Consider the following 24,044-nt stretch of genomic DNA (forward strand, 5'->3'; position numbering starts at 1 on the left):
ATATATGAAAACCCAATTATTCATACTCCTATTATTAGTAACCGCCTGTGCCGGAAACCCCGGAAAGAAGCAGGGGGAACGAGTAATTACCGTCACCATAGAGCCACAACGTTATTTCACAGAAGCCATTGCCGGAGATAAATTCAAGGTTATCAGCATGGTGCCCAAAGGAAGCAGTCCCGAGACTTACGACCCCACCCCTCAACAACTTGTATCATTGGGAGAGAGTGAAGCGTATTTTCGTATCGGACACATCGGCTTCGAACAAACATGGATGGACAGGTTATTAAAGAATGCACCTCACATTTCGGTGTTCGATACCTCCAAAGGAATTGATCTTATCTATGGAGAAGGTCATACGCATGGCGATCATTATCATCCCGGTGGTGTGGAACCTCATATTTGGAACTCTGCTGCGAATGCTCAAGTCATTACAAGCAATATTTATAAAGCTTTGTGTACACTGGATAGAGAGAACGAGTCTTATTATCTGGCACGTTATGATTCTATTAATCAACGCATATTACATACCGATAGCATTCTCTCTTCTATATTAACGGCAGATGCCGACAGTGCTTTCATGATATACCATCCGGCACTCTCCTACTTTGCACGCGATTATGGTTTAGAGCAAATCTCCATCGAAGAAGAAGGCAAAGAGCCTTCGCCCGGACATCTTAAAAACTTGATTGAACATTGTAAAGCCAAAAACGTAAGAGTAGTTTTTGTACAACCCGAATTTGATAAACGCAATGCGGAAATCATTGCTCAACAAACAAATACCCAGATTGTACCCATCAATCCGCTTGCTTATGATTGGGAGGAGGAGATGATACATACAGCAAGAAGCCTCTCCCCGGCCCTCTCCAAAAGAGAGGGAGAAGGAAGATAGATTGCCTATCAAACACTACTATACAAAATGCATAAACAAGATACACAAGCTCTCATTACTTTAGAGAAGATATCCGCCGGCTATGATGGCAAGACAGTTCTTCGCGATGTAGATCTCACCATCTACGATCGGGACTTTCTGGGTATTATCGGTCCTAACGGTGGAGGAAAAACCACATTAATCAAAGTAATTCTTGGTTTGCTGAAGCAGAGCAACGGACATATACACTTCTATCAGAACGGGAAAGAAGCCCATACTGTTAAGATGGGATATCTGCCACAATATAGCAGTGTAGATAAGAAATTCCCTATTTCAGTAGAAGAGGTTATTTTGTCCGGACTTAGTTCCCGCAAATCGCTGATGAGTCGTTTTACCAAAGAACAAAAAGACAAAGTACAGCAAGTGATTGCCCGAATGGGGTTGGAAGGTTTGGGAAAACGAGCCATCGGACAACTGAGCGGAGGCCAACTACAACGGGCTTTATTAGGAAGGGCTATTGTGTCAGATCCACAAATCGTTATCCTCGATGAACCCAGTACTTATATTGATAAGCAGTTCGAAGCGCGTTTGTATGAACTCCTTGCGGAAATCAATCAAGATTGCGCCATCATTTTGGTAAGCCATGACATTGGTACTGTTCTGCAGAATGTTAAGTCCATTGCCTGTGTAAATGAAACATTAGATTATCATCCCGATACGGGTATCAGTGGGGAATGGTTGGAGAAGAACTTTCATTGCCCAATTGAAGTATTGGGGCATGGCACGATTCCGCATAGGGTATTGGGGGAACATAGGCATTAAGACCACGCCGTTTGAAACAAGATAAAACTAAGAAACATATTAATAAAACCAACACACTAAAAAGTATTATGAACAAATCATTGATTATTGTAGCTATCTTAAGCTTTTGCATCTCAAGTGTATATTCTCAAACAGAGTATAAAGTAGAGAACATCTCTGTAATAAACCTGGGAGACGGAAGATTGTTATTTCGTTCAGTCGACGAAGATATTCCAATTGAAGGTACGCAACGTATAATAGACGGAAGACGCTCCGAATATATTCTTGCCGAATTTGGACAAGGTCTTTACAACGGTACTTATCAACATTTCAAGTATAATAAGTTAAGCGAAGAAGGTACTTACAAAGAAGGACGCAAACATGGAGTATTTAAAGAATTTAACTCTGACGGAACATCAGTAAAAGCAGAAAAGAAGTATGTTGATGGAAAACCGGATGGTATATGGAAAACTTATTATAGCGATGGTAAAACCGAAGGAGAGAAAGGATACAAAGAGGGACTTGAGCATGGTGTTGAGCGTAGATATGATTACGAAACCGGCGATCTTGTAACTGATATGAATTTCGTTGATGGAAAGAAACATGGCAAACAAATGCAAGTTATCAGCAGTAATCGCGGAATGTATACAATAGAAAGCAAATATTCCGAGGGGTTGCTGGATGGATCTTATACGGAAACATACGAATCGGGGGTAGTTAAGAAGAAAGGCACATACAAACAAGGAAAGGAAAACGGGGTTTGGATATACAATAAACAAGAAGGACTTCCTGAAAAAGAAATCACATATAAAGACGGTAAAAAGAATGGTGAATTCAAGAAATTCTTTACTGATGGTACTGTAAGCGATATTGAAACTTACAAAAACGACAAGCTGGATGGCCCGAAAAAAGAATTCTTTTATAAAACAAACGGAAAAATAAAGTCTCTCTTTAATTATACCAATGGCAGGAGAAACGGAAAGTATGCCTATTATAATGAGGACGGAAGTGTAAGAGAAGACGGTGATTACGAAAATGGAGTAAAAAAGAAATCTACTACTTATAAGTAAGAAACAGCAAACATATTTTTAATTAAAATAGTATCTTTGCGCCCGTGTAACATGTTAACAATTAAAGCACTATAAGTTAATGAGACAGTACAAAACCGTAAACAACCTTATGGGGTGGTTTGCATTTGCCATTGCAGCGGTAGTTTACTGCATGACCATTGAGCCTACAGCGAGTTTCTGGGATTGCGGAGAGTTTATCACATCAGCCTATAAATTGGAAGTAGGTCACCCGCCCGGAGCACCCTTCTTTATGCTTACAGCCAATTTCTTCACACTCTTTACAAACGACCCTACTTTAGTAGCCCGCATGGTAAACACCATGAGTGCTTTGATGAGTGCCGCTTGTATACTTTTCCTCTTTTGGAGTATTACCCACTTAGTAAGAAAACTGGTGGTGAAGAAAGGTGCCGAAGAAGAAATGACAACCGGACAACTGGTTATCATCATGGGTTCGGGATTGGTAGGTGCATTGGCCTATACTTTCAGTGATACATTCTGGTTTAGTGCCGTAGAAGGCGAAGTATATGCTTACTCTTCTCTCTTCACTGCCCTTGTATTCTGGTTGATACTTAAATGGGAGAATGTGGCGAATGAACCTCATTCCGATCGTTGGATCATCTTAATTGCCTATCTAACAGGGTTAAGTATCGGTGTCCATCTGCTGAACCTGCTTTGTTTGCCTGCCATCGTGTTGGTATATTACTACAAAAAGAATCCGGATGCCGACTTAAAAGGAAGTCTTTTAGCACTCGCCGGTTCGGGAATACTGGTTGCCGTTGTGCTTTACGGTATCGTGCCGGGAGTAGTAAAAGTAGGTGGATGGTTTGAGCTCTTCTTTGTCAATACACTGGGACTCTCCTTTAATTCGGGAGTCATTGTTTACATCATTACAATCTCTGCCGTAATTATCTGGGGAATCTATGAAAGTTACACACAAGGCAGTCGCGCCCGAATGAATATCTCTTTCCTGCTCACCCTTGCCTTGCTTGGTATTCCTTTCTACGGGCATGGCACAAGCAGCCTCATAATTGGCGGTGTGGTATTAGGCGTATTGGCCATTTATTTGTTTGCAAAGAATATAAATACGAAATACCAAATCAGTGCACGTACGCTTAATACATCTATGCTTTGTATTCTTACGATCATGATTGGTTATTCCTCGTATGCTTTAATTGTGATTCGTTCCACTGCCAACACTCCGATGGATCAAAATTCACCCGAAGATATCTTCACACTGGGCGAATATTTGGGACGTGAGCAATATGGTACTCGTCCGCTGTTCTACGGACAAACGTATGCTTCAAAAGTAGCGCTGGATGTGGAAGGCAAATACTGTGTTCCCCGTCAGGTAGAAACACCGGATAAATACGTACGCAAAGAGAAAACATCTCCCGACGAAAAAGACTTGTACATCAAAATGCCCGGACGCCTGGAGTATGAATATGCTCAGAACATGCTCTTCCCCCGTATGTACAGCCAGCAAACGCCTCACATTGAACAATACAAAGCATGGGCCAATATACAAGGACACGAAGTGCTTTATGACCAATGTGGCGAAACTGTGAAGGTGACTGTGCCAACCCAATGGGAAAACATTAAATTCTTCTTCTCCTATCAACTCAACTTTATGTATTGGCGCTACTTTATGTGGAACTTTGTAGGACGCCAGAATGATATACAAGGACAAGGAGAAATAGAGCATGGTAACTGGATCACCGGAATTAAATTTATTGATAATGTTCTGGTAGGAAATCAGGACTTATTACCCCAATCTTTAAAAGAGAACAAAGGTCGCAATGTATTTTACGGACTTCCTCTTTTGTTGGGAATCATCGGATTGCTTTGGCAGGCTAACCGCGATAGGAAAGGCGTTCAGCAGTTCTGGGTAGTCTTCTTCCTGTTCTTTATGACGGGGCTTGCTATCATTCTCTATCTAAATCAATCTCCTCTGCAGGTTCGCGAACGCGACTATGCTTATGCAGGTTCTTTCTATGCATTTGCCATTTGGATTGGTATGGGAGTAGCAGGTATAGCCCATGCACTCCAGAAACGTCTGAATATGAGAGAAACGCAAGCGGCCATACTTACTACAATAGCTTGCTTGTGCATTCCCATTCAAATGGTTAGTCAGACGTGGGATGATCATGATAGAAGCGGCCGTTATGTTTGTCGCGACTTTGGTCAGAACTATCTGATGTCATTACAAGAAAGCGGTAATCCGATCATCTTTACTAATGGTGATAATGATACATTCCCGCTGTGGTACAATCAAGAAACCGAAGAGTTCCGTACAGATGCCCGTACCTGTAACCTAAGCTATTTGCAAACCGATTGGTATATCGACCAGATGAAACGTCCGGCTTATGATTCACCATCTCTTCCTATCACCTGGAATCGTATAGAATATACCGAAGGAAACAATGAGTATATTTCGATTCGTCCTGAAATGATGAAACAGATTGATGCACTCTATGCAGAAGCAGAGGCGAACGATGGAAAAATTTCGGGCTCCCAAACCAACTTCAACATACGCGAGGTATTTGGCGAAAACCCTTACGAGCTTGAGAATATCCTGAACAAGTGGATACGTTCGGACAGCAAAGAATTCCACTTCATCCCAACCGACAGTATTGTGATGAAGATTGATAAAGAAGCCGTACGTCGCTCAGGAATGAAGATACCGGAAGCATTGGGCGATTCAATTCCCGACTACATGCACATCTCATTAAAGGGTAAACGTAATCTTTATAAGAGTGAATTAATAATGCTCGAAATGCTTTGTCATGCCAACTGGGAACGTCCTTTGTATATGGCTATCACTGTAGGTTCAGACAATCAATTGAACATGGGAGATCACTTTGTACAAGAAGGTCTTGCCTATCGTTTCACTCCGTTCAATGCCAAACAGTTAAATGCTTCTATCGACACAGAGAAGATGTATGATAACCTGATGAATAAATTCAAATTTGGCGGTATCGAGAAAGAAGGTATCTATATTGACGAGAACGTGATGAGAATGTGCTATACACATCGCCGGATCTTTGCTCAGCTTATCGACCAACTGTTGAAAGAAGGTAAGAAGGAGAAAGCATTGACCGCTCTTGAGTATTGCGAAAAGATGATTCCTGCATTCAATGTGCCTTATGAATTCCAGAATGGCGCATTCACCCTGGCAGAAGCTTATTATAAATTAGGCAAGCAGGAAGAAGGAGATCGTATCATTGATGCAATGGCCAATAACTCTTTGGAATATACAACATGGTATCTTAGCATGAACGATTCTCAACTGTATATATCGGCCAGAGAAGTAATGACTCATTTCTCTTTATTGGATGAAGCAGTACGTATCCTGGAGAAAAACAAATCAGAAAAGGCCGCCCATTACAGCAGCCAATTTGATGAAATATACAAGACATACGTGGCTCGAATGAAAAACATTTAATAGATCGTTTTAAAGAATGTTCATCGAACAACCACCCAGAATTCTCCGAGCATTATACCCCGGGGCTATTTGGCGGATGGATCCAAACGAAAAGGCCGTTTATCTTACTTTTGATGACGGCCCCATCCCGGAAATAACCCCTTGGGTACTTGACTTATTAGACAAATACAACGTGAAAGCTACCTTCTTTATGGTAGGAGATAATGTGCGCAAACACCCCAAAGAATATCAGATGGTGGTAGATCGCGGACATCGTATTGGCAATCATACTTTCAATCACATTCGTGGATTTGAGTATTTATCGGAAAACTACCTGAAGAACACGGATAAGGCAAATGAAATGCTAAAGACCGATTTATTCCGCCCCCCTCATGGGCACATGCGCTGGGGGCAATATTTCACGCTTAAACGCCATTACAAAATCGTTATGTGGGATCTTGTAACACGCGATTATAGTAAAAGACGGAATGGAGAGCAGGTGTTTCAAAACGTAAAGAAGTATGTTAGGAATGGTTCAATCATCACCTTTCACGACTCTGTAAAAGCGGAAAAGAATATGAAATACGCCTTGCCCCGTTCTATAGAATGGCTACAAGAGCAAGGGTATGAATTCAAATTGCTGTAAAACTCATCAATGGTATTTGTAACAGGAGGAAGCGGATTGGTAGGAGGACATCTACTGATCCAATTAGTAAAACAGAACGAACAAATACGCGCTTTAAAACGGGCTAACAGTCAATTTAAAGAGCTCAGGATTATTTGCGAATACTATCAAATGGAATTTGATAAAGTAATGGCGCAAATAGAATGGATAGAAGGGGATTTATTGAACCCGGAAAGCTTGAACAATACCTTAGCAGGCATTCATACTGTTTATCACTGTGCGGCTATTGTTTCCTTTGGTGAATCTTCGCCCAACACACTGCTTCAAACCAATATAACAGGAACCCAAAATCTTCTTGAGGCTTCTTTAAAGAATTCTATTTCTTGTTTTGCTTTTGTCAGCTCCATTGGCGCACTGGGACAATCTCAAAACGGAGAAACTGTTACCGAAGAAACTCCCTGGAATCTTCATAATACCTCTTCTGTATATTCCAACAGTAAATACGCAGCAGAACAGGAAGTTTGGAAAGCTTCCGGCATGGGATTGCCTGTAGTTATTGTCAACCCCGGCATCATTTTAGGAGCAGGAGATGCTTCTAAAGGCAGCTTACTATTATACTCTAAATTCAAGAACGGGATACCTTTCTACACTCCCCAAAGAACCGGATATGTGGATGTTCGGGACGTTTGCCGGGCATTAATTATGCTGGTTCATCAAAAGGTTTATAATCAACGTTTTATATTGGTAAGCGAGAACTTATCCAACCGGGAGTTATTTACGTTTATTGCGAAAGCCGTAGGAAAAAGACCACCATTTATATCGGTAGGAAAGAAAGGACTTTTATTTGCCAAAGGCATAGAAAGGATGATTACTTTTATTTCGGGGAGAAAGCCTCTGTTAACCTCAGAGATTATTACTTCGGCAGTGAAGCAGGAAAGTTATTCGTCAGAGAAGATACGGGAGGCGTATGGCTTTACTTTTACGAATATGGAAGAAACGATAAGTTCTTCGATTCATCTTTCTATATAAAATCATATCCTGCATGGCGTAGGGGCAGGTCTTGTGTCTGCCCTACACCATGCGGTGGAGAATTTCTTTACAGCACCGTCACCTCCAGCGGTTTACGAACCTTCTGCGCATATTCTGCTACATATTGATTCCAGCTTTCGGCATCCATTCCGGCTTTGCTCCAAGCAGATCCCCAATAGTATGTATAGTTTGTTCCGGGCTGATAATCGCTGATAGCCAATACATGGCCATCTGCTCCACCTCTTTCTTTCTCTTTTTCTTCTTTAGAGAAATATATGGCTTTAGCCTCTTTCACTGCACCGGGCACTACAGCGGCAACGAAAATCTTTCCGTTCACACCACTTGCGTTATCTGTAGGGTCTGCATAAGTAATGTAACCTTGGGTTGCATCAGCAGCAATTACAGCTTCACCGTCTGCTTCATGAAGCACAAGACCGGCGGCTATCTCTGTAGTTTCATTCAAACCGGAGTAAGAGATAACTGTTTTGTTTAAGTGAGAACCGGCATCTAATGTGATGATACGTGTTTCAACTACATCAGTGTTTTCTTTCACTGTCAGTGGGTTATATACCAACTGCACAGAGAAACGTAAAGGACCATTATCCAATATCTTATAATCATTATAACAATAAGGATAAATGATGTTTCCTTCCGACATCAATGCAGCAGTACCTCCACCTAAGGTGGGACCTACTTTATAGCAATCCAGTCCGTTACCATGATCTAAATGATAAGAAGTAGCTGCGCGAAGTTCTTTAGCCGCATTGGGATCAGCAATCTTCAAGCTATCTATGGCAGCTAATGTTTCAGGATTCAATTCCATTGCATAACGATCTTCTACTACAGGCTCAGAAGTGTTATATTTAGTCCATACATCATAGCCAAAAGCTCTCTCGCCTGTTTTCTGCAAAGCAGGACCATAGGCACGGAAAGCAACCAAATCGTTCTCCCAAGCAAGGTCGTCTACACGCTCCGGGTATTGTCTTCCACAAGCAAGTGTAGGAACCGTGGCAGGTTTACCTTTTTTCACTACATAAACGGCAGTGCTATCGGCTGGTACATCCGCAGGAAAAATAAGTTTATCGTCCGAAGTTATCTGATAGGCTACTTCTTGGCCATTTGTATTGTAAATTACAAATTGTGCATCATCAGCCAACTGTAGTTTCGTTGATACGTCGGCAATTGATACTTCAACAATTTCGTTATTTCTATCTAATGAAAGCGGATTAAAAACCGTTATGCTTACAGTCTTGCTCTCATTGCAGGCAGCAAGCATAAAAGCTGCTACACATAAATAAAGAATCTTTTTCATTTGCTTTATGAGTTATGAGTTACGAGTTACCAGTTACGGGTTACGAGTTACGAGAAAGATACCTATATTCCTCTTGTAACTCGTAACTTGTAACTCGTAACTAATTTTTTTAAGGCTGTTTACCAATATAAGCCAAAATACCACCATCTACATAAAGCACATGGCCATTCACAAAGTTAGAAGCTTCAGAAGCTAAGAACACGGCAGGGCCTACCAAATCTTCCGGATTTCCCCAACGGGCAGCCGGAGTTTTAGCAATGATAAACTGATCGAATGGATGACGAGAGCCATCTGCTTGCTTCTCTCTCAAAGGAGCTGTTTGTGGAGTAGCGATATAACCCGGTCCAAGGCCGTTACATTGAATATTGTATTCACCATATTCTGATGCAATGTTACGGGTAAGCATTTTCAATCCACCTTTTGCAGCAGCATAAGCTGATACGGTTTCGCGTCCAAGCTCACTCATCATAGAGCAGATGTTGATGATTTTACCTGCACCTTTCTTCATCATAGCAGGAATCACCGCTTTAGCCATGATAAAAGGACCATTCAGGTCGATATCAATTACCTGACGGAACTCGGCTGCTTTCATTTCGTGCATAGGTATGCGTTTGATGATACCTGCATTGTTTACCAGAATATCAATAGTACCTACTTCTTTTTCAATTTGAGCAACTACTGCATTTACCTGATCTTCGTTAGTTACATCGCATACATAACCGTAAGCTTTGATGCCATCTGCTTCATAAGCAGCTAACCCTTTGTTCACCAACTCTTGGTTGATGTCATTAAATACAATGGTAGCTCCTGCCTTTGCATAGCCACTTGCTATTGCATAGCCAATACCATAAGAAGCGCCGGTAACTAAAGCGATCTTACCTTCTAAAGAAAAATTTGCCATATTTATTATTTTAGGTTTCAACGCGTAGAGACGCACGGCGTGCGTCTTTGTACAACATTTGTTATTAAGAAATAGACGCACGCCGTGCGTCTCTACCTGTTATTTTAAATCCGTAATCAACGAGAAATCCTGATCGCCATAATCCAGGTTCTCGCCACCCATACCCCAGATAAAGGTATAGTTGTGAGTAGCTGCTGCCGAGTGGATAGACCATTCGGGAGAAAGTACAGCCTGATCACCCTTCATCCATAAGTGACGCGTTTCATCTACTTCGCCCATGAAGTGACATACCGCATGTTCTTCGGGTACCTCGAAATAGAAATAAGCTTCCATACGACGTGAGTGAACGTGTGCAGGCATGGTGTTCCATACACTACCCGGAGCAAGTTCCGTCATACCCATTTGCAACTGGCAAGTAGGTAACACTTGGTTAACCAACATTTTATTGATGTTACGGTGGTTAGAACCTTCTAAAGAACCCATTTCGGCTACTACCGCATCTGCTTTGGTTACCTTTTTATCGGGATAGTTTTTGTGAGCAGGCAGTGAGTTGAAGTAAAATTTAGCTGGTTTTGCAGCATCTACGCTTTCAAAAGTCACTTCTCTATCGCCCGAACCGATGTATAATGCTTCTTTATAATCCAGTTCAAACACAGTATCGCCTACCTTTATTTTACCGGCTCCACCTACATTATAGATACCTATTTCACGACGAGTAAGGAAATAAGGTGCCTTCAATGGATCGATTGTTTCCAAAGGCAATGCTTCTTTTACAGGCATTGCTCCACCTACTACCATACGGTCGTACATAGAATACACCATATTTACTTCGTCGGCAGAGAATACTTTTTCAATCAAAAAATCTCTGCGGATTCTTGCAGTGTCATAACTCTTCGCATCTTGAGGATGCGCGGCATAACGCACTTCATAATTTGTTTTCATAACTATAGAATATTATAATTAGTTGTTTCGTTTACGCACACGACACAAAAATAGCAAAACTATTCGGAACAGAGATATAAATTTGGTCCTATTAGCTTGCAATTTTGTCCAAAACATTGGTAGATTGGGTTTGTTTAACAATTATAATACGAATTAAGGGGTTATTGTACTTAACAGAAGATTATCTTTGCATACACAAAAACAAGTCAAACTTAAAAACACATATTACTAATATCATGCGAAAACATATATACTTACCCATCATTCTTTGCTGTATTGTATTCACTCTCTTTTGTTTTCATTGCAACGCAAAACAAGATTCCACTTCAATTTCCGAACAAGTAAAAACCCATGCAGACTCCCTCAAAGGTTACTGTCAAAGCAAAGGTTATAATACCGATTATTGCTTTTTGATTGATTTCGGCATACACTCCGGCAAGAAGCGTTTCTTCATCTGGGACTTTAAAGGAGATTCCATTAAATACTCAAGCCTGTGTGCCCACGGATATGGAAAAGAAAGCACCACCGAACAACCTATATATAGTAATGTGGAAGGTAGTTACTGTTCATCCTTAGGAAAATACAAAGTAGGCATTCGCTCTTACAGCAAATGGGGCATCCACGTGCATTACAAATTACACGGTTTAGAAAAGACAAACAGCAATGCTTATAAACGGTATATTGTGCTTCACTCTTACGAATATGTACCCAATAAAGAAGTTTATCCGTTTCATCTCCCACTGGGAATGAGCCAGGGTTGCCCAGTGGTGTCTAACGAAATGATGCGCACGATTGATGAACTATTAAAAGAGAATAAAGACGAAAAACCGGTGTTGTTATGGATATATGAGTCTGAAAAAAGAGAATCAGCTTATATATAAAAGGAAAGGTAAAGATAAACGGTTCTTTATACATAGTTTAGAAACAAGGAAACAAAGAACAATATTACACCAATAAACATTATCTTTGCTATCACTCAAGAAAGTAATCATGATGATGGCAAACAATATTAAAAATATTCCTTACGGGTTGAGCGATTATGAGCGTATGGCACGTGATAATTACTACTATGTAGATAAAACCCACTTTATTCCCTTAATAGAACAGGCTGCTTCCTATTTCTTTCTGATTCGCCCCCGGCGATTCGGCAAAAGCCTGCTGCTCAATATGCTCGACTCTTACTATGATATTAATAATGCCGAACGCTTTGAAGAACTCTTTGGCGAACGCTGGATTTACCAAAACCCCACTAACTTACGGGCTAAGTTCTTGATACTGCGCTTTAACTTTTCAGCAGTCGACTCACGGCCTGAACATTTAGAGGCCTCATTTGAAAAACATTGTGCAGAACGTTTCTTGGAATTTACCGATCGTTATGAACGATTCTTTCATCCTGAGTTTCGTGAAGAATTGATAGAGCGAGGCAACGCAACAGCAAAGCTGCAATACATTAACGGACGCGCCAGCAATCTTGGTCTGCGCATCTACCTCATCATCGACGAGTACGATAACTTTACCAACTCCATTCTTGCCAATATCGGTAAAAAGGCTTATCAGGATGCTACACATGGCGATGGTTTCTTTCGCTTTTTCTTCAATGTAATCAAGGTGATGACTACCGGTAGTGGCATGGCACTGGAGCGAATGTTTATCACTGGAGTAAGCCCCATTACACTGGATGATGTAACTTCAGGATTTAATATTGGTACAAACTTTACTACTGATGCACAGTTTAATAACATCGTGGGATTCTCCGAACCGGAACTACGTACCATGCTGGAATACTACTGCGAACAAGGAGTATTGAAAATGGATGTAGATGAGATGATGAAGGAAATGAAGCCCTGGTATGACAATTACTGCTTTTCCGAAGATAGTTTAAGCGAAAGCATGTATAACTCTGATATGGCACTTTACTATGTTAGCCACTGTTTACGTACAGGTAGGCCTCCCCGGGAGATGATCGATAAAAACATCCGCACCGATTACAACAAGCTGCGCCATCTCATTAAGATTGATAAAGAACTGGGACAAAACTTCTCCGTGATTCGCGAGATAGTGGAAACCGGACAAACAACCGCTCTCCTTAACAGCGGTTTCTCGGTAGAGCAGATGGTAGACCCAAACAATTTCAAGTCGCTGCTTTACTATTTCGGACTGCTGAGCATACAAGGTACCTATCGGGGAAATATAGTTTTGACTATCCCCAATCATACTGTCCGAGAACAAATATACTCCTATCTGATAGAAGGGTTATCCAACAATAATATTTTCCGCATTGACTTCTATCAACTAGGAAAACTAATAGAAGCTATGGCTTACCAGGGAGAGTGGAAATCGGTTTTCTCTTACATCGCCTCCGAACTGGAAAAGCAAAGTCGCGTACGCGAGTTTATTGATGGTGAAGCGCATGTAAAAGGCTTCTTGCTGGCCTATTTGGGGATGACACACAACTATATGTTACTGCCCGAATATGAACTGGCCAAAGGGTATGCCGACTTCTACTTCCAGCCCAGCACCCGGCTACCCGACACGGAGTATGCCTATCTGTTAGAAGTAAAGTATCTGAAACGCGACGAACCGGACGTTCGCATTGCTATCCTCAAAGAGGAAGCCCGTGCACAGTTGCTGAAATATGCTTCGGATGATATCGTAACAAGTACTATTGGTGGGGCAAAGTTACGGCTTATCACTGTGGTATTTCGTGGGTGGGAGTTGGTAGAGATGGAGGAGGTTCAATAAAATACCTAATTGTGTTTTATTTGTTCTCTTTCATATTTTGCCACCATTGACCTAAAAAGAGATGTCTTCAATATCCATTCTCCACTATATACTTTTACCATTTCAACCTATATGCCTTTACCCTCTCAACCTACACACCTTGGCACTCTGTAGGCATATATTCACAAGATACAAAGGTATATACCTAAGCAGTCTGTAAGTGTACACCTTTGCAACCATTAGGTGTACACTTAAGCGACTCTTAGGTATATACCTTTGCAACCATTAAGTATACACTTAAGCAATCCTTACAAATACATCTATATTAATAAGGTACACGCACCTATGCTTTTCGCAATCATATACTTGATTGTACCAAATAAGAAGAACTGAAAATTCAGTTTGGTCAGACCTAACGAGGCAAAAGGTCCGACCTAATTATTGAAAAGGTCCGACCTAATGTAACGTTAAGTCTGACCTTTCAGCAGAACCGATTTCATATTGAAATCACTCCACAAACAAACAGATTTATAAAAAGCAGAACAATATTACACCAATAAACATTATCTTTGCTATCACTCAAGAAAGTAATCATGATGATGGCAAACAATATTAAAAATATTCCTTACGGGTTGAGCGATTATGAGCGTATGGCACGTGATAATTACTACTATGTAGATAAAACCCATTTTATTCCCTTAATAGAACAAGCTGCTTCCTATTTCTTTCTGATTCGCCCCCGGCGGTTCGGCAAAAGCCTGCTGCTCAATATGCTCGATTCTTACTATGATATTAATAATGCCGAACGCTTTGAAGAACTTTTTGGCGAACGCTGGATTTACCAAAACCCCACTAACTTACGGGCAAAGTTTATGGTGCTTCGTTTTAACTTCTCGGCGGTCGATTCATACCCTGAACGATTAGAGGCCTCCTTTGAAGAACATTGTACCGAACGGTTTGTTGAATTTGCAAACCGCTACGAGCATCTTTTTCAAGCCGACTTTCGTGAAGAATTGATAAAACGTGCCAGTGCAACAGCAAGACTGCAATACATCAACGGGCGTGCCAGTGAACTGGGTTTACGCATCTACCTCATCATCGACGAGTACGATAACTTCACTAACTCCATTCTTGCCAATATAGGCAAAAAGGCTTATCAGGATGCTACGCATGGCGATGGATTCTTCCGTTTCTTCTTCAATGTAATCAAGGTGATGACTACCGGAAGCGGCATGGCACTGGAACGAATGTTTATTACCGGAGTAAGCCCCATTACACTGGATGATGTAACTTCAGGGTTTAATATTGGTACTAATTTTACTACCTCTCCCAGATTCAACAATCTGGTAGGATTCTCCGAACCGGAGCTACGCACCATGTTAGAGTATTACTACGAGCATGGTCTGTTGAATATGGAGGTTGATGAAATCATAAAAGAGATAGAGCCTTGGTATGATAACTATTGCTTTGCCGAAGAACGCTTGGAGGAGTCTATGTACAACTCTGACATGGTGCTTTACTATCTCAATAGTTGCTTGGTTGACGGACGGCCTCCCCGGGAGATGATCGATAAAAACATCCGCACCGATTACAACAAGCTGCGCCATCTCATTAAGATTGATAAAGAACTGGGACAAAACTTCTCCGTGATTCGCGAGATAGTGGAAACTGGACAAACAACCGCTCTCCTTAACAGTGGTTTCTCGGTAGAGCAGATGGTAGACCCAAATAATTTCAAGTCGCTGCTTTACTATTTCGGACTGCTAAGCATACGAGGTACCTATCGGGGAAATATAGTTTTGACTATCCCCAATCATACCGTCCGAGAACAAATATATTCCTATCTGATAGAAGGGCTATCCGACAATAATATTTTCCGCATAGACTTCTATCAACTAGGAAAACTGATAGAAGCTATGGCTTACCAGGGAGAATGGAAACCTGTTTTCTCTTACATCGCCTCCGAACTGGAAAAGCAAAGTCGCGTACGCGAGTTTATTGATGGCGAAGCGCATGTAAAAGGCTTCTTGCTGGCTTATTTGGGGATGACACACAACTATATGTTACTGCCCGAATATGAACTGGCCAAAGGGTATGCCGACTTCTACTTCCAGCCCAGCACCCGGCTACCCGACACGGAGTATGCCTATCTGCTGGAAGTAAAGTACCTGAAACGAACTGATCCGGACGCTCGCATTGCCTCTCTTAAGGAGGAAGCCCGTGCACAACTGCTGAAATATGCTTCGGATGATATCGTAACAAGTACTATCGGAGGGGCAAAGTTGCGGCTTATTACTGTGGTATTTCGTGGGTGGGAGCTGGTGGAGATGGAAGAGGTATGTAACTAATCCTCCCCCCAATCACTAAACCCCTTCACGCGTTTTATCTTAAAATCCGCCCAAGCTATCAGTATATAATAGATGGCTCCAAAGCATATAGCAACTTGGGGCTCATCTAAAAACAGGCCACTCCCTCTCTTTACACTTGCATAATCGGCACGTTCCAGAAAGTCTTTAGATAAGCCTAATTCAGGAATCAACCCCGAGAATATAGCGATGAATAACATCAAAAAGAAATAAATAAGAATCGTAGCAACTGCACTCATCACCATACGAGATTTTTCTACTCCATCTACATTGAAGAAAGCAAACCGCATTCGATTGAAAACAACAATCAGATAGATCCAAAGAATGGATAAATCGCCTACCGAACTGGTAAAAGCCCATGCAAATAATCCGTAAAAAGGAAAGAAAAAAAGAAGAGACCATTTCACAGGCATCACTGCCATAAATACTCCGGAATGAGCCATTACAAATTCAAAAGCCATGAGTGTGGCAAAATAATATACTTGCGATATATCTGCAGGCGTAGGCGAAAACCATAAACGAAAGTATTGATAGGCCAAAAACAAGCAGAACCCAATATCTATTAAATCGAATATCCATGCAAAGAAACGATTCTGCGGTATAGCGGTCGGCTTGTTTGACTTATTCTGAAAGTAAGTGCCTGTTGTTTCACTCTTCCGGGGTGCGCGTTTCTTTTTGTTTCTTCGTTCCATGTTTAAAATCAATTACTATTGTTTTACTCCAATCTATATGCCTCATAATAATCATTAAAGCAATATTTGCTATATAATACTCAATTAGGAAAAGTACTTGGAATTTTGCATTCATAAATTCAGTCCGATAAGAAATACTATCCAAAAAACTTTCTGTAAGCCCAAAGGAAGGCTGAAAAAACATGAAAGCTCCTTGAATGACTAATACAATGATGAGTGAAATTATAGACATTGCAAGATAAAGTGCCTTCTTTTTATCTATTTTATTCAGACAAATTGCGCACATACGATTAAGTAGCATAAGGATAAACACAAAAGAATGGGTAGTATTCTTCATCAGACTAAGCAACATTACAGTCAATAAGCCATAAAACAGAAAGGCTATAATGGTTCCATATTTGCGTCCTGCGATGATGACAAAAATTTTAAAAGGAACCATGGAAAACTCCAATAAGAGCAATGTTTCTACACTATCGAGCAAGCTGCCGGCTGTTGTCGGGTCGGGAGTAATCCATAACTGAAATAACTGATAGATGAAAAATAGCTGGAAGGCGATATCAATCCAATCAAAAACAAGTGAAAAGCGAGGCTCTTTCCGAAGCGTTTCTTTAGGAGAAGTTTCGCTTTGAACAAGTATTTCCGGAGTTTTGACTTTCTGAAAAGAGTGTTTTTTCTCTTTCTTTTCTCTTCTTTCTTGCGCCCTCCTCTCTCTTCTTAACATGGTATATGCTGTGTTTTTGATACTTATCCTATAATGTATGTACTCTTTCTTCGATTAATTATGGCATAGTTCGTCTTCTTTAAAGCGCTTCTTCAATTTATAGTCAATAACTATTGTAGAGATATAATAGGTAAGTAAAAGGCAAATTGTGTATTTAGGTGATGTGTTGTTGGTGTTGTAAACAATGCTATTCAGAAACTCTTCAGTCAATCCAAATGAAGGAATCAAGAAAGAGAAAATCCCCCAAAAGAATATCAAAATAAAGAGTGCCCCAACCGAGAATAACAAGGAAAGCTTTTTCTCTGCTTTTGTAGTATTAAAGTAAATCGACCACATACGACTAAACAAAAAGAACAGAAGCATTATAGCAAAACCTGTGTCATTGATATTCAGCAAGATTCCCCCTAATGATAAACAATACCAAAAGATAGAGAAATATAAACCGAACTTACGTCCAAAGACAACAATGAACATTTTAAAAGGAATCATGATAACCTCCAGAACGACTAAGCCGGAAAAGTTATCAAGCATATCGCCAGCCGTAAGCGGATTAGGGGCAACCCATACCCGAAGAAGCAAAAAGAAAAAGTAGACATACAATGCCCAATCTAAGTAGGTAAAGAAACGTTGGAATTTGGGATTCATGGCAGTCTCGCATTAAGCCCCTCTACCACTTCTTGCGTTACGTTATGTTCTTTCTTCCCATAGAGTATATTATCAAAGCCTGAGTTGGTAAGGATAAAATCGTATCCTTTTTCCTGGGCATATTCTTCGATGAATGCGCTGATGGCTTTATGAAGAACAACAGCATTCTGATCATTCTCGTTTTTTAGTTCTACAGCCAATTGTTCTTTCTCTTTTTCCAGATTTTCTTGTCTGTTCTGAATTCGGTCATATTCCTGTTGGGCTCGTTCGGCACTGATGAAAGCATTTTTTTCTATTTTCTCTTGAAATAATTGTATTTCTTTCTCTAAATCTTTCATCTTCAGATTCAATGATGTGCGTATATTTTCTTCCTTTTGAAGCGTTTGCGCCATCATATCATTCCACATTTTATAATTTGTCAGTAACGAATCCATATTAACATATCCAATTTTAAGGACTTGAACAGGTGTTGTGGTGCCAAATTCTGTTTCTTGTGCATTAACACAAAAAATTGTTCCTACAAAAAAGAAGATTAAAAGAACTGTTTTTTTCATCGTTGAATGTATTAAGTGTTTCTTAATAAAAAAACACTCTACAAGCAATAACCTGTAGAGTGTCTTTTTTTGTTGTCTCACCAGGATTCGAACCTAGACAAACAGAACCAAAAACTGTTGTGCTACCATTACACCATGAGACAAACTTGTGTGCTTTCTGTTAAAAAGCGGTGCAAAGATAGGGCTACTGTTTCTATTTTGCAAGTATTTAAAGAACTATTTTTTGTTTTACTATAAAAAAACCCCGATTTATAAGATCGGGGTTAAAATTTCTATTGTTTAGCACGAATTATTTAGCAATCACCAAATAATAATTCTTCTTGCCTTTTTGTACCAGCAGATATTTATCGTTCAGCAAATCGGCTGTTGTAATCTCCTGATCGAAGGCAGCCAACTTCTCTTTATTCAAAGCAACACCACCGCCTTGAACAAGTTTACGCATTTCGCCTTTTGAAGGGAATACGGCCGCATTTTCTACAAACAAATCAACGGCTTTTGTTCCTTCTTTCAAAAGATCTTTGGAGATCTCGAACTGAGGAACGCCATCAAAAACGGCTAAAAGGGTGTCTTCATCCAATTTCTTCAATGCATCGGAGGTAGCATTACCAAACAAGATGTTTGATGCTTCTACGGCCGCTTCATAATCTTCCAAAGAGTGTACCATAACGGTAATCTCCTTAGCCAAGCGTTTTTGTAAGGCACGCAAATGCGGAGCTTCTTCTTGTTCTTTCTCTAAAGCAAGTATTTCTTCCTGGTTTAATGCTGTAAAGATACGAATGTACTTAGCAGCATCCACATCGCTTACATTCAACCAGAACTGATAAAACTTATATGGAGAAGTATAACGACGATCCAACCATACGTTACCCGATTCTGTTTTGCCGAATTTACCACCGTCTGCTTTAGTTATCAACGGACAAACCAGTGCAAAAGCTTCACTTTCATGCCCCATCTTACGACGAATTAATTCGGTTCCGGTAGTAATATTACCCCATTGATCCGAACCACCCATTTGCAGGCGAACACCTTCGTTTTGATATAAATATAAATAATCGTATCCTTGTAAAAGTTGATAAGAAAACTCTGTGAAAGAGAGTCCTACACTTGATTCGGAGTTCAAACGTTTCTTCACCGAATCTTTCGACATCATGTAGTTTACAGTGATGTGTTTTCCGATATCACGGATAAAGTTCAGGAACGAATACTCCTTCATCCAGTCGTAGTTGTTTACCAACTTGGCTGCATTAGGGGCATCAGAGTCGAAATCAAGGAATTTCGCCAGCTGTTTTCTGATACTTTCCTGATTGTGACGGAGAGTGGCTTCGTCCAACAAGTTACGTTCGGCCGACTTCATCGAAGGGTCACCAATCATACCGGTGGCACCACCTATCAAAGCAATCGGGCGATGTCCGGCGCGTTGAAAATGCTTCAACATCATCACACTCACCAAGTGTCCGATATGCAATGAATCGGCTGTAGGGTCAATACCTACGTAAGCAGAAGTCATTCCTTTTTGTAACTGTTCTTCGGTTCCGGGCATCATGTCTTGAATCATGCCTCTCCATCTTAATTCTTCTACAAAATTCATCGAATGATTTATTATTTAATATGTTTACAAGGCAAAAATACGACTTTAGTTTGATATAATGGTACCTTTACAGGTAGTTTTATAGGCCAACGGCCTAATAGCCTTTAGCGTAGGGCAAGGGAGGCTTCTGCCGACCGCCGCCCTATGATTGAAGTTGAATTGATATTGGATAGAAACGAGGCTGTAGGTCTCGGAGCCTCCATGAAACTACTTATTCCCAAAGATATCGTTCATCATATTCTTGCTCATACTTCTTTAGAAATGCAATGAGTTCCTCTTTAAATGTACGGATACGATGATGTTCTTTTTGATTGCGAATATAATTTATTACAATATCCTTTTCCGAAGGATTAACAGAAAAAATACAATAACCATCCTGCCAATAAAAATTAGCATACGAAGGTGCAATTGTTTTCATCCATTTAGAAGATTGCTTCTTTATTTCTTCAATCAACTTTATTTGGGTAATCTTCTTAGATAAAAGACAAAGAATATGAATATGGTCTTTATAACCTCCTATCTGAATAGGATAACATTCTAATGCTCTGCATGCTCCACCCAAATATTCCCAAAGTCGTTCTTCGACCTGATTATCAATAAATGGATAACGATGTTTAGTACTAAAGGTGATATGTACATAGACTTTAGATAATGATTGTGGCATAGTTTGTCGTTTAGCGAGCAAAGATAACAAAAGAGATGGAATAGAGAAAATGGAATGGCGGCTCCGAGGCTTACAGCCTCATTTGCTAAACATTGTCTATCATCTATCCATAGGGCGATGGTCGGCATCCGCCTCCCTTGCCCTACGCTAAAGGCTATTAGGCCGTTGGCCTATTTTTACCTACTACTTAAAAACAATATTGATATTTTGTTGCACCCTCTCTATCAATTCATTAGCAGAAAGGTCCAAACATTGAGAAGCATTTTGATACAAAGTAAGGATAGGGACATCACTTTCGTCGGTTTCCAGAAACAATTTGTCAACCGGAATGGTTTTCAATGCTTCTTTGTTATATTTCTCGCCCAATGAAAGGTAAAAGCCATGATCGGTTAGTTGCTTTGCCATTTCTTTCTTCCCACGAAAGCCATGAATAATCCACGGCACGACAGGGTTTAGTTCTTTTTTAAGATGAATAACCTCATTAAACGAATGAACAGCATGAATAATGAGCGGCTTCTTTATCATTTCTGATATCTCTATATGCTTCCTAAAGGCATATTCCTGAATATTCGGAGTTGTTGTATTGGCTAATTTATCAAGACCGGTTTCGCCAATAGCCAAAACATTCGCCCTGCCTGCAATACCGGCCAACGAATCCCAGTCTTCTTCTTTATTGGAAGAAAGATACCACGGATGATAGCCTATCGAGTAAAATCCATCTTCAGAAGGTAAATGAGGCGCCACCTCCGCAGAGGCTACCACATTCATAATTGCTTGTAGCGGATTACTTGGTGAGTGATGAGTATGAATATCCAGCAATTCCATAACCGGATTAATTAAGGCACAGGATCATAACCGGAGCCTCCCCACGGATGGCAACGTAATATTCTTCGCAGCCCCAGATAAAATCCTTTAAAGGGACCATGCTTCTTTATTGCCTCAATGGCATATTGAGAACAGGTTGGAGTATATCGGCAGGAAGGGGGCAATAATGGAGAAATGCACGCTCTGTAAAAGTAGATCGGCAGCAACAATATGTATGAAAGTAACTTCTTCATGATAGCTTTTCAATTGTCCTTGCCAATAGTATCTTCATCTTATCCTCTATTTGGGTGGACGAAATCATTTCATTCGACAAGTAGATAAAAGCTATAACAACCGATTTCTCTTGTTGTTCAAGGTATTGAAGAAGTTCATGTTTATTCTTCCGGTAAGCTTCGCGTATCTGGCGCTTTATTCTGTTTCTATGTACTGCTCGCTTAAAGCGTTTTTTAGGCACACTAATCAGAATGGCAGCAGGTACTTTCCCCGCCTCTTCAAGCTCCATGCAAACCATACGCAGCGGAAACACCGAGAAAGATTTTGAACCACCTTCAAACATCTTTTCGATAAGTTTCTTACTATTTAGCTTTTCGGCTTTACAAAATGTATTTCTTTGCATTGGTCAGTTACGAGTTACAGAGTTACGAGTTACGGGTTACAAGTATAGGAAGAAAATTCCGGTTTACAAAAACGGAGTTACGATCCATCCGTATGGCACTCGTAACTCCGTAACTTGTAACTCGTAACTTCTTATATACGATTATTTTCCTTTATTTGTTTCTTTGATAAACAATTCGAGTGCAGCAGTCATAGATGGCGCATTAGGCGTAGGAGCTTCTAAGTCCAAGCGAAATCCGGCATCGCGTACAGCTTGTGCTGTGGTTGTTCCGAATGTTCCGATTTTGATTTCTTTCTGATCGAAATTCGGGAAGTTTTTCTGTAGCGAAGATACTCCCGAAGGGCTGAAGAATACAAGCATATCATAGTCGAACTCTTCATCTTCTGTGAAATCGTTACTTACCGTACGGTACATAACAGCCTCTACATATTGAACTTTCAATTTATCCAGCAAATTCTTCACATCGCCATTACGAACATCCGAAACCGGTACAATGAACTTTTCCGAATTATGCTTGGTGATAGAAGGAGCTAAATCTTCTATTTTACCGGATGAACCAAAGAAAATCTTTCTCTTTCGGTACTGAACGTATTTCTGTATATAAAGGGCTACTGCCTCAGTTACACAAAAGTACTTCATAGTTTCAGGTATGGTTACGCGTAAATCCGCACATAAATTGAAATAGTGGTCAATGGCATGGCGGGAGGTGAAAATGACAGCGGTATAATCCGATATGGATATTTTTTGTTGTCTGAATTCTTTCGCAGAAAGTCTTTCTACCTTGATGAAAGGGCGGAAATTTATTTTTACTCCATACTTTTCTGCAATGTCGTAATAAGGAGATTTTTCTGACGCAGGTTTTGGTTGCGACACAAGTACTTTCTTGATTTTCAACGTCCTAAAATTTTATAAGCAACAAACTATTAATTTGAATCAATACCTGATAATACAAAAAGAGAGGTATGATTTCAAGGGCACAAAAGTACAAAATTAAAGAGAATACTCCATCAACTTTATTCAAAAAAAGCTTTAACCACTTATAGAATATCAGTATTTTAGCAATAATTACGAAAATCAGGCCAGTTATTACCACAACATAAACACTTACATCAAAATAAACAATGATCAAAATAGGAAGAAATAAGGCAAAGCTATAATAGTAAAGCAGTGTAGAATAGGACTCAAGCCAAAGGTCGACTTTGTTTTTATCGAAGAAAATCCACCCCAAGAAAGAGTAGATTCCCCACTTCAATATTACATATAAAATAGCGACAAGGATGTAGGCAAAAAGAAGAATATAGGAGGGTATTCTTTGAAATAAAACAGGACAAACGCCCTCAAAGTAAGTCAATATATGAATACCCGAAAGTATACAAGTCTGCACAACCAAAAACAACAAATAGCGCATATCTGCCGCAGTGGAAGAAACAAAAAGGCTACTTCGCTCCTTATGAAACAGGAAATTCTTTCCTTGTTGGAAGAGTATCTTTTTGCTCCGTCCTAAAATATAGGCCGAAAAGATAAAGCAAAGCAGCAGAATAATCGCAATACCGTCATCCGTTTTAGTGGAGTATGGTATTAATATTCCTTCTATCCAATCGGAAGAGGTACTCATATTGCAGCAAATTTACGAATAGAAATATCCCATATATGCTTCCAACTCTCATCTACCTGAGTACT

23 protein-coding genes and 1 tRNA gene are annotated in these 24,044 nt (G+C 40.2%); 9 read left to right on the forward strand and 15 right to left on the reverse strand.

The window, feature by feature from the left end:
* Positions 1-4: 4 nt before the first annotated feature.
* From D0T60_RS10485 to D0T60_RS10510, 6 genes are all read left to right on the forward strand, one after another.
* A complete protein-coding gene (locus D0T60_RS10485) occupies positions 5-892 on the forward strand; it encodes a metal ABC transporter solute-binding protein, Zn/Mn family (RefSeq protein ID WP_163218136.1) in 888 nt (295 codons plus the stop codon).
* A gap of 27 nt (positions 893-919) precedes the next feature.
* On the forward strand, positions 920-1,693 hold the full coding sequence (locus tag D0T60_RS10490; RefSeq protein ID WP_163218137.1) for a metal ABC transporter ATP-binding protein: 774 nt from the start codon (positions 920-922) through the stop codon (positions 1,691-1,693).
* A gap of 68 nt (positions 1,694-1,761) precedes the next feature.
* A complete protein-coding gene (locus D0T60_RS10495; RefSeq protein ID WP_163218138.1) occupies positions 1,762-2,742 on the forward strand; it encodes a toxin-antitoxin system YwqK family antitoxin in 981 nt (326 codons plus the stop codon).
* A gap of 79 nt (positions 2,743-2,821) precedes the next feature.
* Positions 2,822-6,184 carry a DUF2723 domain-containing protein gene (locus D0T60_RS10500; RefSeq protein ID WP_163218139.1) on the forward strand — a complete coding sequence of 1,121 codons (3,363 nt, stop codon included), beginning with the start codon at positions 2,822-2,824 and terminating at the stop codon, positions 6,182-6,184.
* 16 nt (positions 6,185-6,200) lie between these two features.
* Complete coding sequence (locus D0T60_RS10505; RefSeq protein WP_163218140.1) at positions 6,201-6,809, forward strand: polysaccharide deacetylase family protein; 609 nt, start codon at positions 6,201-6,203, stop codon at positions 6,807-6,809.
* A 9-nt stretch (positions 6,810-6,818) separates the two neighbouring features.
* Positions 6,819-7,817 (forward strand): NAD-dependent epimerase/dehydratase family protein, encoded by a 999-nt coding sequence (locus D0T60_RS10510; RefSeq protein WP_163218141.1) that lies wholly within the window; start codon positions 6,819-6,821, stop codon positions 7,815-7,817.
* A 67-nt stretch (positions 7,818-7,884) separates the two neighbouring features.
* On the opposite strand, the gene D0T60_RS10515 is transcribed toward D0T60_RS10510, so the two are convergent.
* The 3 genes from D0T60_RS10515 to kduI form a co-directional block, all read right to left on the reverse strand.
* The gene (locus D0T60_RS10515; RefSeq protein WP_163218142.1) at positions 7,885-9,129 is read right to left on the reverse strand and encodes a DUF4861 domain-containing protein; all 1,245 of its coding nucleotides are present in this window, start codon (positions 9,127-9,129) and stop codon (positions 7,885-7,887) included.
* 109 nt (positions 9,130-9,238) lie between these two features.
* Positions 9,239-10,030 (reverse strand): gluconate 5-dehydrogenase, encoded by a 792-nt coding sequence (locus tag D0T60_RS10520; RefSeq protein ID WP_163218143.1) that lies wholly within the window; start codon positions 10,028-10,030, stop codon positions 9,239-9,241.
* A 99-nt stretch (positions 10,031-10,129) separates the two neighbouring features.
* Positions 10,130-10,972: a 5-dehydro-4-deoxy-D-glucuronate isomerase gene (kduI, locus tag D0T60_RS10525; RefSeq protein WP_163218144.1), complete on the reverse strand. Its 843-nt coding sequence runs from the start codon at positions 10,970-10,972 to the stop codon at positions 10,130-10,132.
* Positions 10,973-11,208: 236 nt separating this feature from the next.
* On the opposite strand from kduI, the gene D0T60_RS10530 reads away from it, so the two are divergent.
* The 3 genes from D0T60_RS10530 (at position 11,209) to D0T60_RS10540 (ending at position 16,041) form a co-directional block, all read left to right on the forward strand.
* Entirely contained in the window at positions 11,209-11,853 is a 645-nt protein-coding gene (locus D0T60_RS10530; protein ID WP_163218145.1) for a murein L,D-transpeptidase catalytic domain-containing protein, read from the forward strand.
* 112 nt (positions 11,854-11,965) lie between these two features.
* Complete coding sequence (locus D0T60_RS10535; RefSeq protein ID WP_370524414.1) at positions 11,966-13,714, forward strand: AAA family ATPase; 1,749 nt, start codon at positions 11,966-11,968, stop codon at positions 13,712-13,714.
* Between the two features lie 575 nt (positions 13,715-14,289).
* A complete protein-coding gene (locus tag D0T60_RS10540; protein WP_370524415.1) occupies positions 14,290-16,041 on the forward strand; it encodes an AAA family ATPase in 1,752 nt (583 codons plus the stop codon).
* Here D0T60_RS10540 and D0T60_RS10545 read toward each other — a convergent pair.
* The 12 genes from D0T60_RS10545 to D0T60_RS10600 form a co-directional block, all read right to left on the reverse strand.
* Positions 16,038-16,751 (reverse strand): hypothetical protein, encoded by a 714-nt coding sequence (locus tag D0T60_RS10545; protein WP_163218146.1) that lies wholly within the window; start codon positions 16,749-16,751, stop codon positions 16,038-16,040. The genes D0T60_RS10540 and D0T60_RS10545 overlap by 4 nt on opposite strands.
* Entirely contained in the window at positions 16,708-17,472 is a 765-nt protein-coding gene (locus D0T60_RS10550; RefSeq protein ID WP_163218147.1) for a hypothetical protein, read from the reverse strand. Before D0T60_RS10550 ends, D0T60_RS10545 begins: the two co-directional genes overlap by 44 nt.
* 54 nt (positions 17,473-17,526) lie before the next feature.
* Positions 17,527-18,117, reverse strand: coding sequence for a hypothetical protein (locus tag D0T60_RS10555; RefSeq protein ID WP_163218148.1), 591 nt, complete (start codon positions 18,115-18,117; stop codon positions 17,527-17,529).
* On the reverse strand, positions 18,114-18,671 hold the full coding sequence (locus tag D0T60_RS10560) for an OmpH family outer membrane protein (protein ID WP_163218149.1): 558 nt from the start codon (positions 18,669-18,671) through the stop codon (positions 18,114-18,116). Before D0T60_RS10560 ends, D0T60_RS10555 begins: the two co-directional genes overlap by 4 nt.
* 72 nt (positions 18,672-18,743) lie before the next feature.
* A tRNA-Gln gene (locus D0T60_RS10565) sits at positions 18,744-18,814 on the reverse strand.
* A 146-nt stretch (positions 18,815-18,960) separates the two neighbouring features.
* Positions 18,961-20,259, reverse strand: a complete 1,299-nt coding sequence (tyrS, locus tag D0T60_RS10570; protein ID WP_163218150.1) for a tyrosine--tRNA ligase — start codon at positions 20,257-20,259, stop codon at positions 18,961-18,963.
* 211 nt (positions 20,260-20,470) lie between these two features.
* Positions 20,471-20,923, reverse strand: a complete 453-nt coding sequence (gene tnpA, locus D0T60_RS10575; RefSeq protein WP_163218151.1) for an IS200/IS605 family transposase — start codon at positions 20,921-20,923, stop codon at positions 20,471-20,473.
* Between the two features lie 183 nt (positions 20,924-21,106).
* Positions 21,107-21,748 (reverse strand): TatD family hydrolase, encoded by a 642-nt coding sequence (locus D0T60_RS10580; protein WP_163218152.1) that lies wholly within the window; start codon positions 21,746-21,748, stop codon positions 21,107-21,109.
* A gap of 11 nt (positions 21,749-21,759) precedes the next feature.
* Positions 21,760-21,981, reverse strand: a complete 222-nt coding sequence (gene yidD / locus D0T60_RS10585) for a membrane protein insertion efficiency factor YidD (RefSeq protein WP_163218153.1) — start codon at positions 21,979-21,981, stop codon at positions 21,760-21,762.
* Positions 21,978-22,364, reverse strand: a complete 387-nt coding sequence (gene rnpA, locus D0T60_RS10590) for a ribonuclease P protein component (protein ID WP_163218154.1) — start codon at positions 22,362-22,364, stop codon at positions 21,978-21,980. The genes yidD and rnpA overlap by 4 nt, the downstream gene beginning before the upstream one ends.
* A 141-nt stretch (positions 22,365-22,505) precedes the next feature.
* A complete protein-coding gene (locus D0T60_RS10595) occupies positions 22,506-23,258 on the reverse strand; it encodes a uroporphyrinogen-III synthase (RefSeq protein WP_163218155.1) in 753 nt (250 codons plus the stop codon).
* Between the two features lie 4 nt (positions 23,259-23,262).
* Positions 23,263-23,979, reverse strand: coding sequence for a DUF4271 domain-containing protein (locus D0T60_RS10600; protein WP_163218156.1), 717 nt, complete (start codon positions 23,977-23,979; stop codon positions 23,263-23,265).
* Positions 23,980-24,044 lie beyond the last annotated feature (65 nt).

Source organism: Bacteroides sp. 224 (assembly GCF_010500995.1).
In the GTDB taxonomy this organism is placed as follows: domain Bacteria; phylum Bacteroidota; class Bacteroidia; order Bacteroidales; family Bacteroidaceae; genus Bacteroides.